General features: G+C 51.6%; 13 protein-coding genes. 6 read left to right on the top strand and 7 right to left on the bottom strand.

Features of this window, described 5'->3' with window-relative positions:
• Positions 1-125: 125 nt before the first annotated feature.
• Positions 126-911 (bottom strand): tRNA pseudouridine(65) synthase TruC, encoded by a 786-nt coding sequence (gene truC / locus C2M36_RS12230; protein ID WP_105255126.1) that lies wholly within the window; start codon positions 909-911, stop codon positions 126-128.
• Complete coding sequence (locus C2M36_RS12225; RefSeq protein WP_105255125.1) at positions 904-1,230, bottom strand: YqcC family protein; 327 nt, start codon at positions 1,228-1,230, stop codon at positions 904-906. Before C2M36_RS12225 ends, truC begins: the two co-directional genes overlap by 8 nt.
• 103 nt (positions 1,231-1,333) lie before the next feature.
• On the opposite strand from C2M36_RS12225, the gene C2M36_RS12220 reads away from it, so the two are divergent.
• A complete protein-coding gene (locus C2M36_RS12220; RefSeq protein WP_105255124.1) occupies positions 1,334-2,365 on the top strand; it encodes a DUF3549 family protein in 1,032 nt (343 codons plus the stop codon).
• Complete coding sequence (locus tag C2M36_RS12215) at positions 2,365-2,664, top strand: DUF3301 domain-containing protein (protein WP_105255123.1); 300 nt, start codon at positions 2,365-2,367, stop codon at positions 2,662-2,664. The genes C2M36_RS12220 and C2M36_RS12215 overlap by 1 nt, the downstream gene beginning before the upstream one ends.
• Positions 2,665-3,191: 527 nt before the next feature.
• On the opposite strand, the gene C2M36_RS12210 is transcribed toward C2M36_RS12215, so the two are convergent.
• Positions 3,192-3,833: a GNAT family N-acetyltransferase gene (locus C2M36_RS12210; protein ID WP_105255122.1), complete on the bottom strand. Its 642-nt coding sequence runs from the start codon at positions 3,831-3,833 to the stop codon at positions 3,192-3,194.
• A 68-nt stretch (positions 3,834-3,901) separates the two neighbouring features.
• Between C2M36_RS12210 and C2M36_RS12205 the strand changes: the two genes are divergently transcribed.
• The 3 genes from C2M36_RS12205 (at position 3,902) to C2M36_RS12195 (ending at position 5,320) form a co-directional block, all read left to right on the top strand.
• Complete coding sequence (locus tag C2M36_RS12205) at positions 3,902-4,132, top strand: DUF2789 domain-containing protein (protein WP_105255121.1); 231 nt, start codon at positions 3,902-3,904, stop codon at positions 4,130-4,132.
• Between the two features lie 145 nt (positions 4,133-4,277).
• Positions 4,278-4,544, top strand: a complete 267-nt coding sequence (locus C2M36_RS12200; protein WP_105255120.1) for a hypothetical protein — start codon at positions 4,278-4,280, stop codon at positions 4,542-4,544.
• Between the two features lie 2 nt (positions 4,545-4,546).
• Entirely contained in the window at positions 4,547-5,320 is a 774-nt protein-coding gene (locus C2M36_RS12195) for a Zn-ribbon-containing protein (protein WP_105255119.1), read from the top strand.
• Between the two features lie 2 nt (positions 5,321-5,322).
• On the opposite strand, the gene syd is transcribed toward C2M36_RS12195, so the two are convergent.
• Complete coding sequence (gene syd, locus C2M36_RS12190) at positions 5,323-5,865, bottom strand: SecY-interacting protein (protein ID WP_105255118.1); 543 nt, start codon at positions 5,863-5,865, stop codon at positions 5,323-5,325.
• Between the two features lie 56 nt (positions 5,866-5,921).
• On the opposite strand from syd, the gene queF reads away from it, so the two are divergent.
• Positions 5,922-6,770, top strand: coding sequence for an NADPH-dependent 7-cyano-7-deazaguanine reductase QueF (gene queF / locus C2M36_RS12185; protein WP_105255117.1), 849 nt, complete (start codon positions 5,922-5,924; stop codon positions 6,768-6,770).
• Here queF and C2M36_RS12180 read toward each other — a convergent pair.
• The 3 genes from C2M36_RS12180 to C2M36_RS12170 all read right to left on the bottom strand — a co-directional run bounded on the left by C2M36_RS12180 (position 6,757) and on the right by C2M36_RS12170 (position 13,216).
• Positions 6,757-7,524: a peptidylprolyl isomerase gene (locus C2M36_RS12180; protein WP_105255116.1), complete on the bottom strand. Its 768-nt coding sequence runs from the start codon at positions 7,522-7,524 to the stop codon at positions 6,757-6,759. The two genes, queF and C2M36_RS12180, sit on opposite strands and share 14 nt — an antisense overlap.
• Before the next feature lie 143 nt (positions 7,525-7,667).
• Entirely contained in the window at positions 7,668-11,462 is a 3,795-nt protein-coding gene (tamB, locus tag C2M36_RS12175) for an autotransporter assembly complex protein TamB (protein WP_105255115.1), read from the bottom strand.
• Complete coding sequence (locus tag C2M36_RS12170; protein ID WP_199883043.1) at positions 11,459-13,216, bottom strand: autotransporter assembly complex protein TamA; 1,758 nt, start codon at positions 13,214-13,216, stop codon at positions 11,459-11,461. The genes tamB and C2M36_RS12170 overlap by 4 nt, the downstream gene beginning before the upstream one ends.
• Between the last annotated feature and the right edge of the window lie 55 nt (positions 13,217-13,271).

Here is a 13,271-nt window from a genome sequence, read left to right as displayed (position 1 = left end):
TCATCTCAACGCACCCTGCTCTGTGTTGCTCGCTATGTACATAAAATGACTATGCAGCATAACGAGCGTCGTGATCAGAATGCGTTTAGATTGAACATAAAGTAAACCGCAAAGATAAACAGACCCTAATAACTTTCTTCACTTTGCGGCCAGCCCAGGCGCGCGAAAATAGCCAGGGCCTGCTCACCAAGCGGTGCACGAATATGAATGGTTGTTTGCGTATAAGGATGCACAAAGTACAGATCGGTTGCAAACAGCATTAAGCGCGCACAGCCAAAGTGATCGATAAAAAAATGATTCTGGGTGTTATCGCCGTGGTTTACGTCATTAATAATGGGGTGGTTAATGCCGTTGAGATGACGACGTATCTGATGCTTGCGCCCTGTTTTTGGCCAGCACTCCACCAGCGAATAGCGCACGCTGGGGAATTTACCCAGGCTCACTGGCAAGCTTGCCTGATGCAAGCAATGTACCTCGGTTTGCGCTTCTTGCGGCGCTTTATTGGTGTCGGCAAATTTATCGGCGATTTTATCCAGCTTTTCTTTTAACGGCCTGTCTATCAGACGCTGCTGTGGCGCATAGCCACGAACCAAAGCCAAGTAACGTTTACGGATCAGCTTGTCACTGAACAAGGTCTGTGCGTCCCGCGCCGCCTCACTGCTGAGGGCGAACAAGAGTATACCTGAGGTGGGCCTGTCGAGGCGATGCAAGGGGTAAACATGCTGGCCTATTTGGTCGCGCAGCATTTGCATCGCAAACTGAGTTTCTCTTTTGTCTATGGGCGAGCGATGCACCAGCAGGCCGGACGGCTTATTTATCGCAATAAAATGCTCATCACGATAGAGGATTTGCAAAGGCTCAACGGCCACCACTTCGATTTCCTGTCCCTGGGCCTGCGCTTGCTCACTCATCAGCGGTCCCCTTATCTGCGCTTAGGTGCAAATCTATGGCTTCTAGTGTCCTATGCACACTCAAGTAACGACCGGGCCACTGTACCTCGGCCATCGGAGTCAGCGCTATGCTACTTGGCAACACCACTCGGCGTTGCACCAATTCGCGCATTTTTACGATAAAGACAAACTGTAACCACTGCTCAAAGCGCAGCGTATCGACACAAAAGGGCTGCCTAGAGTGCAGTAACTGCGCATCTATGGGCTCTTGTTGCCACAATTTATGGGCCTGTAACTGAGTTTCCAGCTGCTGTAACAGCGAAGCGGTTTTATCGTACATACTAGGAATTAAAAAAATTTAGCAGCCGCCATCATAGCATTTCCCTTGGGTTGATGACGCAATATGCCTATAATTTGCGGAATTTTATTTCTAGGAGCAGCCCATGACTGCAAATATTGCCACCTTAGCCGAGTTACTCGACGCCGCAGGCACCACCTGGCGGGTGTACGACATTGGCCGTCGCGTGCAGAAATTAGATAAGGCCACCTTTGCCGATATCGAGGCGACCAATCAGCCCTACCCTTTCCCATTGGCTCAGCATGCCTTACTCGCCATTCAATTCTGGGATGCCAAGGCCTCCGCTGAACCCTATGTGTGGTTTTTAAAGTTGCCGCTGGATGAGCAAAGCAAATTGGTTGCCGCCAGTCGCGACCACTTCGCCAACATGGTGCTAGAGGCCGTGGGCACCCAGCTACTGGGCGATGAGCAAGAGCAAAGTAAGCTCGATAACAACCCCTATGTGTTTACCCCCAACGCTAACAAACGCGCCGCCTTTAATGCCCATATCAAGGTAGAGCTGCGCCAAAGTGCATCCCAGTACTATGAGCACACCCAGCTGTACTTCAGCGGTAAGCTGGGTTGGCACCAATGGCAGAGCATCGCGGTACAGGGATTGGCGGATTTTGCCGCGCGTTTGAACCAAGGTGATAACGAGCAGTTGTTATGCAGCGCCTGGGCAAATCTTCCGGTGGAAGTGCGCCAACCTTTGGCGGCACAATTAGAAAACACTCCGGTGTCGACGGCGGTTGCGGAAATGCTGCACCAATCGATACAAGACGCCTTAACCCAAGGCGATAAGGCCCTGTTGATTGACGCCCTAAGGGCTATCAGCTTTGCCCCTGCTACGGGAATAAGCGGTGCCGTTGTCGATCTAGTACTGGCGTCGAGTTGGAGCCAAGATGCAGATATTTGTCAGGTGATTGCTGGGCGTCTATGGAGCCACCTTCAGGAGCCCGAACGCTTAGCCGCATTCATGGAAAAAAGTGCACAAATAAAATCCGAGCAAGCTATTTTTGCCAGCCTGTTTGCGGATCTCGTTGCAATCCCAACGCTGCGCCCCCATGTCTTAGCTATGTTACGGTGCGAGCAACGCTCAGAAGCGCTATCGCGGGCAATTGGAGGCTTGTTCTCTTAGTGGTTACTTTGTGGATTTTGATGCTGGTCGCGGCGGTGATCGGCTTATTTTGGTATCGCCGCAAGTTGGCGGAAACGGCGCGAATACATGCGCAAAACCAGTGCCAACAACTGGGTGTACAGCTGGTTAGCGTTGCCTGCCTTAAATGGCGTATGGGTATATTAACTAATGGTAAGCTGGGGATACGCAGTACGTATTTGTTCGAGTTTTCAAGCGATGGAGAGAGCTTGTATCAAGGCAAACTGTACATGGACAACGAGCACCTGCACGGCAAAGACATTCCCCCACACAAAATATAATGCATAAAACTAAGGCGTGACCAAAGTCACGCCCTAATCCGTCTCTTCCCTGTGCGATATCCTATATCGCTGACCATTGTGGTCGTCCTTTTACCTTCCTGGTTCGATTACCTATCTTAACCGACAGCATTCCGTGCCCTAATTCCTGCTTCATCCTGAAGTGTCCACTTGCCATCTTGGCTATTCCTAGGCTCCAAGCCTTCCCTGCACATCCTGTGCTCCAGTCCTTGAACGGTTATCCTAAACCGTCTAGTCCCTTACTCGTCCTGCACGCCCTTGCTTTATTGGCCTCTATCCCTTCCTTGGCCCGGCGCTCCCTGCACCCTTGTCTTCCTGACCCTTATAATGATAGAGAAAAATGTCGTCAGTGCAGCCATTATGAATCAATTGAGAACAATGTCATTTAAATGACATAAATAGAAAACACTTACAATTCATAGCGTTGTGTTTATTTTGCTTAAATTTTAGGAAGCAAGAAACAGGGATCCCGCACATCAATGTGAGATATTTCCTACAAACAAACTTCCCTATACGCCATTGCTTTTATGTTTGAATAGCAGCTCTCCGCTGACCTTACTAAATTTCAGCGTCTGCAATACCTCAAAACCATGGCTGGTAAAAAAGTCGATATGAGGTTGTTGGGTAACAAATACCGCCATGCCTTTGAGGGCATTATCTTCCTGCATCAGAGTATCGAGGCTATTGAGTAGGTAGTGACCTAAACCATGACGCTGGTTTTGCGGCGCCACGGCAATAAAGGCAATAAATAAGTAATTGCCCATGGTTTGTAGCGCATTGCGTATGGTTTGCTCTTTTTCGATCAATTGCTGGGTGGTCAGGTAACCGGCACTCATCATCAATTTCAACCGCCAATGCCAGTATCGCTGCGCCGGCATAGAAGCCGCCGAGGCAAACACACAAGCGATGGCCTGTAATCTGTCCTCGACAAATAACCCCACCAAAGGCTGTTTGGATTGCCAAAACGTATGCAGCTCTTCACGAATTAAAGCGCGCAACTTTTTCTCGTAGTGCTGTTGAGATTGATCTTCGCCTTGCAGCAACTCTCTCATCAAAGGGTCTTTATGGTAGGCTTGATAGATCAGACTGGCGGCTACGTTTAAATCCTCAGGTGTGAGGTACTTGACGCTGTAATCGAGGGTCACTGACATAGAATTTCCTTGTTATCATTGTTGTTCTATATTTAAACATAGTTGTTATCGACAAAATTGAGAAACTCATGGATACCTCAAAGCACACTATGAATACGCTGTTTGAACAACTGGGTTTACCCAGCAGCGATAGCCAGATTGAACAGTTTGTAAGTAATCACAAACTAGGCAACGATCTTAAGTTGGCTGACGCCCCTTTTTGGTCCAATGCGCAACGTCACTTCATTAGTGAATCCCTCGCCGAAGATGCGGATTGGGCGGAACTCATTGATATTCTTGACGCTCAGTTAAGACATTAGGTATTTGCCGGCTGGCCTGGTGCCAGCGCCTAGTCTGCGGACAGTTTGGGTTCAGCAAAATCGCACTACACTGCGCGGATATTCTTCGCTCCCGAGCGAATCTGCTTTTATAATGCGTCGATTTTCAGTAAGAGGACCTAGCACAATGAACCCTGTGGTGTTTGAAGCGATCAAAGCCCTATTGGCTCAAAACAAAACCCCCACCGTAGCCCTGACCAAATCCATGTTAAGCGAGCCGGTGCCCATGCCGATGATCATCGCAGCGGTCAGCCAGTATAAAAACAATCCAGAAGCCTTTAAGAATATGGTGATCGAACCGAGTGCGCAGACATCGCAACAAAAATCATCGCAACTGGATCGCATAGAGAAAAAACTTGATAAACTATTGGCTTTATTAGAAGCCAAGAAGTAAGCATGTTTGTTGCCGATTTAACCTTTGACTGTTATCAAGATACTCAATTAGCCGACGCCGAGCAGGCGATCAACCAAATGGTGGTGGCGCTGCGCGCGAACGGACAGATAATCGGCGACGAATTTCCAACGGTATTAAAAGAGGGCTACTTCCTTACCCGGGTGATGTGCCCAGAAGAAGACTCGCTGCATCCCTTGCATCACAGCCCTTTTGTTAAACACGCAATCAACAAGCTTAACGAGGCCGGATTGCTGGCCCCGAAAGTAAAGGTGATCGGTCAGGATATTCATGCCAACAGCGCCGATGCCTGCTCCGAGCCAAGCTGTTATATTCTCTATACCACTTATTTGCATACCTGCAGCCCCCTGTACTGCGGCGATGATTTTCTGCCGGTGCCGCTTTATAACATACCCGCCATAGCCAATGGCGACTACAAGACCTTAATAAAGTGGCAAGAAGACTGGCAGGCCTGCGACCAACTGCAAATTAATGGTGCTACTCGAGCAGAATTTGCGGCCCTTGATGAATTAAGCCTGTTGGATAGTTCACTTAGCCGCCGTGGGCTGGACTTGAGCAAGCGGATTCGTTTTCTCACCAAAAAGCCGGTGTATTACTATTTATACCGAGTTGGTGGCGAAAGCCTGCAACAAGAGCTGCAACGTCGCTGCCCTGGCTGCGATGGCGAGTGGGCACTCGCCGAGCCTTGGTTTGGCTTATTCGATTTTCGCTGCGAGCGCTGCGAGCTGGTCTCGAATATTTCCTGGGATCATCAATAGGATCAGATCACCTCAATGGCGTCTAATAAGGCGCTGATATTCTCGGCCAATACATGGTGCGGCTCCTTGCCGACATACTCGAGGCATACCGCACCATCGTTTAAACGTACCGTCAGCAGTAGATCATCTTGCTCGGTTAAACCGATAAACACAGTATCCTGCTGCTTTAAGCGGCGCTTCATCAGTACATGGCCGGTAATGTTTTGCTGTAAGCGGACAAAGTCTTCTTCATTCCATGGCAATAGCAGCTCGATACCATGACCATCGATTTGCGCCGGTAGGTTACCACTGTAAACGCAGCAAAATAGCTGCTCCAATTGCGCCGGGAATTCAACCTCCAGGGCCATGGCTAAATCGCTCAAGGTTGCGTTATCGTCGCGCACATAAACTTGCCACTGAACCTGATCACCCTGCTCGGTGCCGCTGATGGCAGCTGGGCTTTGTGACTCCGGGTCAATATAAGCCATGGGGTTAGAGTTGAACTGAGCCTGGTGCTTGTCGATATGAGTTTGTAGTGCCTGTTGGAGTTGTGTGCTTACACTCATGCATGCTTTCCGTAAATTCGTTATAATGACGCCATTGTAACTAGATTTATGGCATCATGACAGATTACCGTAACGCCCCTGAGCTGCAGGCCAGCCTGCTGGGTAAAACCACTGAATACAAAGACTCCTACGACGCGAGTCTGCTCTACCCCATCGCCCGTAAGCTTAACCGCGACGACCTGGGCATTGATGAGCAGGCGTTGCCATTTCAAGGCGAAGATCTGTGGACCGGCTATGAGCTTTCCTGGCTCAATGGCAAGGGCAAACCGCAAGTAGCGGTAGCGGAATTTGTGTTTCCCTGCCAAAGCCCCAGCATTATCGAGTCCAAATCGTTTAAGCTATATTTGAACAGCTTTAATCAGACGCGCTTTGAGAGCATGGACAAGGTAAGGGAGATCCTCGAAGCGGATCTGAGCAAGGCGGTGCAAACCGCGGTCAAGGTGACCTTGTACGGACCAGACGATACGTCGCAGTTTGCCGCCACGGCACTCCCGGGATTCTGTATCGACGAGTTGGATATAGAGATAGACACCTTCGACCTCGATCCGGCGCTGTTACAGCTTGCAACTAATAGCGAACCGGTTGAGCAAACCCTGTATAGCCATCTGCTCAAGTCGAACTGCCTGATCACCTCGCAACCTGACTGGGCCAGTGTGGTGATCCGTTACAAGGGGCCACAGCTATGCCATGAATCACTGCTGCGCTACCTGGTATCATTTCGCTCCCACAACGAATTCCATGAGCAATGCGTAGAGCGTATTTTTAGCGATATAATGGCGCTGGCCAAACCGCAAGAGCTCGAGGTTTATGCCCGCTACACCCGTCGCGGCGGCTTGGACATCAACCCCTATCGCTCAACGCATCAGCAGCATATTCCCTTTAGCCTGCGGATTAATCGTCAATAACACTGGGCACCACCATGGCGCAGGTATCGATGTAATTCGGGGTGGCCACAAACCAGCCCTCGGGGCGGTTCTTGCGGGCCGCCACCAGCGCCTGAAAGCGCTCAGAGTCGGTGCGCATCACCCGAATGCTGGGTTGCTGCTCTGGTGCTAATTGATCGGCAAATTGCAGATCTAAGATAGGGTTAAACGGCGTTTGCGTGCTCCCAGGGCGTTGTAAGCGCTGCAGGTGCTCCATGCCACTGAGAACGCGACCAAATACCGTAATGTTTTTATCCAGGTAGCGCGGTGCATGGCCAATCACCACATAAAACTCACTGGTGGCGCTGTCTACGCCATTTCCTCGCGCCATACCTAAGGCCCCCATACAATGGAGCTGCCAGGTTTGCGTGCCCGCTTTATTTTGACCCACGGCAAAGCCGTTAATAAAGCCACTGCGCGGCGCATAGCCGTCGTTGTCGTTCACCTTAAGATCTAGCTGCAAAGGCTGCTCACTTTGCCACACAAACTCTTGTTGCAGCGGCGCAATATCCGTTTCTTGCTCACCCGCCCCACCTTGGGCAACAAAGCCTTCGACAAAGCGATACATGCTTAGGCCTTTATAGAAACCCGATTTCGCTAACTCACGCAATCTAAGCACATGCTTAGGCGCCAACAAAGGATTCACCTCGAGGTAGACTACGCCGCTTTGCAGGGTGAGGATCATCAGATTATTGCTATCTACTTGGCGCCAATCGGAGGGCTCGGCTGCGGCCATGATCTCGCGGGCGATTGCAAAACTGGTTTAGCCGGGTTAAAGGCGTAGGCCTTGGGGATCAATGGACCAGTCATTTGCGCGCTCAACAAGCCGGCCGTTAGCAAGGCTAAGGATTTTTTTATCATTATTATTTCCCTTATGATTTAGTCGATATCGAAGCGATAGAGAATATCCAACGTATCATACAAACCGCTGGTCACCTCGATATACAGTCTTTGTAACACCTGGTAGCGCACCGCCACCTCGGAGATGGACTCAAACACGCCGACACTGTATTTAACCGGGATCCCCGGAGCTATATAACCGGCGATTTCCACCTTGGTATCATCGCCGCTGCCGCTGGAGTTAAGTGTCACATCACTCAATCCGATTGACTCACCGATACGCGACACCAGGCCTTCCCCGCGATTGGTACCCTGCGCCAAGAGCATGCGTGTAAGCAAGGCATCGGTATTGGCATCACCATCGCCTAGCGGTTGTCCATTAAGCACGTAGGACAAAGCCTGTGAGCGGTCCATGGCCGGCTCGGAAAACACATGCAGCTGCGGTTGCTCGACGCTGCCGGCCAGTTCAATGCCCGCCACCACACCATTGGCGGTGTTATCCGGGTTACGAATGGCGCGCACATTAATATAGGGCTTATCTAGGGCGCCGCTAAAGCCTATTTGTCCTGTGCGGATCAGCAAGTCTTGACCAAATGCGCGGTACTTACCATCGACCAGGGTCAACTCGCCCACTGCCAGCGGGTGGCTCTCGTTGTTGGCGGTGATGCTAAGGTCGCCCTTAATGTAGGACTTCAAACCGAACGAGTCGACATACACATCATCTTTAATATTTACTTTTAAATCAACGTTATACATAAATGGTACGGTGGGCTCCTGTACCGGCGCATCAACAATGATTTCGTCATCACTGACCTTGACCGCGCCCTGGGGCAGCTCTTTGATTTTGATGCGCCCGTAAGGAAGATCAATGCTGCCATCCAGCTTCACCTGGCTCGCACTCACATCAATATTAAGATCTGGAGAAAGCGCAATCATAATGCCCTGATCCGGGATAAGCACAAAGCGCTGCCCCTGGACTTTCACCGTCAACTGCGGCTGCTCACCAAGCCAAAGCCCTTCGCCGCTTACGTTCAACTCACCACCATCCACATTGGCTAATTGACCGGAGACACTGATTTGCTCCCCGGCTAGTTGCACGCTCAAGCGTGAGTCGGCCAGGGACAGGGGTAAGGTATCCCCTTCCAGCGCTAGCTTTTGTGCATTCAGTTGGCCGTGCACCTTGGGCTCATTGATATTGCCGGAAAAACGTAAGTCGGCGCTGATATCCCCCGCAAGATTCTTTATCTGGGGCACCAGCGATGCAAACTTTGTCAGCTGGACGGCATCCACTTGCAGCTGACCGTCGAGGTGCTGCGCCGCCATAACGTCGGTGACCTTCACATCGGCGTTGAGGTTACCCAAAATAGAGGACTCCAGCTGTAACTGGGCTTGTGCCTGGTTAATGTCGCTATGCAAATACAGGGCTAAGGTTTCAACGGGATAACTATGTTGCTGCTGCTGGTGCAGGTAGCTCGCCTGTAATTGTTCGGTATGCAATTGCACATCTATGTTCGGCGCCTCGCCGCTGCGCCAATTAAACTGGGCATGGCCCTTGGCCACACCTGCCAAAGCGGCTTTTAGCCCAAGAAATGGCTTGAGCGCCTGGAGATAAAAATGCGTCAGCGTGGCCTTAACTTCACCCTGCAACGGATCTATGGTGGCGGGTTCAACACACAAGTCCACCGCATCGCCGCCCAAACATAAACGCTCCGAGCGCAGCGCCTGCTTGGCCAAATCCAGATGCACGCTCGTTGGTGCGGATAAAGCCACCTGGTGCTCCTGCAGCGCTATATCGAATTGTTCCAGTTGCACCTTTAACTCTTGCTGTGACGATGACAGCTCACTGACAAACGCGCTTTGCAGTTGTGCCAAAGGCGAATCAATACGCAAAGATGTTTGTTGCACCTTGTCACTGCCTCGGGATTGCAAGGCAAGGCTATCCAGGTGTTGGGCTCCGGCTTTAATACCGGATAACTGGGCAGAAATATCGTATTGAAGTGCGTCGTGATATTCACTTTCAACATCCAGGTTGAGGGTGTCCACACTAACGCCGGCACCTTGCACCTGCGCCAATTGCGCGTCGAGTTTTATTTTCGGTGTTAAACGCTGGCCACGAAGCTGCAACTGGGCTTGACCTGCTGCCGTGTATCCGGGCAACAGGGGGGTATCGGCGGATAATGCCAGCACCCCGTCTAGGCGCCACTGCTCGTCTATTTCTCCACTGAGGTTTAAGCTGTTCTGACCCTGACGCAAACGCAACTGGCGCACGACCCCGTGCAGTGAGCTATCAAGATCCAGGTCGGCCTGCAGTTGCAGCGCCATATCATTGACTGTGCCGTCTAAGGTCGACGGTGCTACAGCCAACTGCCAGCGACCTGTGGGGTCCAGCACGAAAGTGCCGGCTACCTTGCCAGACACATCACTGCGCACCGTATCGATAAGGTATTCGCTATGCAGATTTACCAGCTCGGCATTAAAGTTAGCACTTAGGCCATCGCGCCAATTCAGCTCGGTTTTTACCTCGGCTCGGCTGTCGCCAGCGAGCAATTGCAATGACGCGACCTGCAAAGAACTTAAGGTCCCTTTGGCGTTCATTTGACTGTGTAACTCGGGGTAGTCTGCCAACTGCGATTGCAAGTTTATGTTGACTTGATAATCATCAATATTACCCTCTACACGAATATCGCTTTGGTGTAATTGCAACACTTCAGCGCCTGTCGATGAACCCAGCGGAAGCTGCCATTGATGTTGTTGTGCTTGCAGCATAAAGGGCCAGTTGGTTTGCCGTAACTTGGCAGTGGCGCTCAGCGTCAATGGATATTGACCCTGGTTTGCCAGCGCCAATTGCAACTCGCTGAGGCTCCCGCTTAAATCAAGCTTGCTGCGCTCCCCAAGAGCTTCCAACTGCAGCGTTAACTGCAATGGATTATTGCCAGATAAGGCCACATCACCCTTTAGCGCCGCATGCAGCTGCTGTGAGTCCGTGGTGCCGCCCTGCTGCTGCGGCAGCCCGGCCACCAGCTCAGGTGGTAAGGCATAGCTTACATCCAGTTGCTCCAGCGACAGCTTGCTACCAAGCAGCGCCGCATTGAGCTGCAAGTTGCTGAGCCTATGCTCGCTTGCCCCTTGTACCAGTGTCGCATTGTTGAGGGCAAGGTTCTGAATACGGATGTGCAGGCCAAGATCAAAATCGATGTCGGTCAGCGGCGGCAATTGCATCAGGGGCCCCCGCTCTGGCTGTTGCTGCGCTGGAGCCAATTCAACCCTCAGTTCATTGACCTTAAAGGGCTTGATATTAACGCGCTTACCTTGGGCACTAAGGCCGGCACTCAGGTCGCGCACGTTGATTTTTTGCCCCGCCACCGCGATATCCGCCTCGGCGAGCGCCAGGCGTTTAACGTCAATATTCGGCAACTGGAGCTGTAGCAGAGGGCCAGAGGCGTTCGCATCCGCTTGCTGGCCGTCGCTGCCGGTGTCGGCGTTCGGGCTTAGCTGTGACTCCTGCTCGGAGTCGGCACTAGCGCTTTGCACGCTGAGGCGCTTCGCCGCGACATTATCGATACACACGCCGCCACAACCGAGCACGCGTATATCAAGCTGCACATGCTCGACATCCAGGGATAGGCCGTCGCTTTGGTATTGTAAATCGAAGGGACCATTGGCAAGCAAACGGCCTTGATGCAGCTCGATATTAAGTCCTGATACCAGGTTGTTAGCCAAGGCCACGACAGCACGGTTACCAAACCCGGTAAAAAGTAACAAGGCCACCAAGAGGACCAGAGTAATAAGGATGGCGGCAATCACTTTGACGCTTAAAAGAAGAATGCGCTTCATAGTTCGGGCCCCACGGTAATGCTGAGTCGGGTTGTATTGCCAGGGGTTGATAACGCCCAGGCATGATCAATGCGAATAGGCCCCACGGGTGTAAGATAACGCACGCCAAAACCCACACCAACAGAGAGCTTTTCGGAAAAGTCGTTGGTGGCGGTACCGGCATCAACAAACAAGGCGCTGCGCCAGTTACTGGCAAACTGGTAATTGTATTCCAAGGTGCCAGTCACTAGGTATTTGCCCCCCACTTTGGCGCCATCGACCTCGGGTGAAATAGACTCGTATTTAAATCCGCGTATGCTTTGATCGCCACCGGCGAAAAAGCGCAGTGATACCGGCACATCACCGATGTCATCGACGTACATGGCACCTATATTTACGCGACTAAAGAACAAATGGCGCTGCCAATAGGTATTTAACCAGGCATACTGTAGCTGCACGCGAATGATATCCGTGGACGAGGCCAGAGAATCGGCGCCAACCTCGGTACTGATCAACCATTGCCGCCCCCAATAGGGCGTGGTGCCCCCTTTTGAACGCTTGCGCGCATAGCTGACGCCGGGTAGCAACATGGCCGTGCTTTTCTCTTCCTCGCCAATGCGAAATTCTTCATATTCACGACGGAGAAATACGGTGCGGATCCAGTCTTCTTCAATTTTCCATTGCCGCTGTACCAGACCGGTCAGAGTCTTTGAGAAGATATCTGTATCGATATTATCCTCAAGCTTATAACCAAGGCTAAAACGCCAAATATCATCGACCGGATCGGCGACCGGTATGGTGTAGGAAAGGCTGATATCCTGCTGACGCTCGGACACATTGAGGTTACTTTCCAAATAATGCCCTTGCGCGCCTATCCAGGGACGCGACCACTTAAAGCGTACCTTTGGGCCCAAGTCTGTTGAGTAGCCGCCGCCGACCTCAAAGCTGTCCTGTGGCTTATGCAGCACCTCAACGCGAATAGGCACTTCCTGTGCGCTGCGTTTGGCAATGTCGGCATAGACGCGCACACTGCTGAAATAAGGGGTCTGCGACAATGCCAGGTTAAAGTTGCTCACCTTAGTGGCGTTATAAGCTTGCCCCGGCTCGAACTCGGCTAGAGAATGGATGTAGGCGCTCGCAGGAGTGTCGGTAGCGATATTCAAGGGGCCAAAGCGATAGCGCTGACCTGTGCTCATCACCAAACTGATCTCGGCGCTGTAGTGACCTCGATCGATTGCCAAGCGCGCCTCTTGCCACTTGGCATCAAAGTAACCAAGTTCAAGCAGTTGCTTATCGATAGTACTTTTGGCCGCATCATAATGACCATGATTGATGATGTCGCCGCGTTTAAGTGGCAACTGCGCCAGCACCTGCGTCAACTCTTTGTCTTGCTCTCCAGGACCAAGTAATCGGTACTCCAGGCTTTCGATACGTGTTGCCTGCCCCGCAGTGATCTTGGCAATCACCTTGGGTTCGGCGCTGTTGTCTTCGAGGCGCAGGTCAACTTCGGCATGATAATAACCCAGGGCTCGCATACTCAGTAACACCTGGTCGGTCGCATAACGCTGCAATTGCCGCGTTGGCTGCTCGCCACTGAGCTGTTGTAAATACAGGGCGACGTTTTTCTCCAGCTCCCCCTCGATACCCTCAATGCTGTAGCCGGAAATGATCCTTCCTTGCGGGAACTTGCCAGGCTCAGAGCCCCATGCGCCATAGGAGTCGAATGAGCACAGGCTCAGCACCAAGAGCAGGCTTGTTAGTAGGGTTAACTTCAACTTACTGTGTCTCCATTTCAATCACTTTTCCACCGCCTGTGCCAGCCTTATTGAA

The organism is Pseudoalteromonas sp. T1lg75 (genome assembly GCF_002964705.1).
Lineage (GTDB): Bacteria > Pseudomonadota > Gammaproteobacteria > Enterobacterales > Alteromonadaceae > Pseudoalteromonas.
This window is presented reverse-complemented; position numbering and strand designations above follow the sequence as displayed.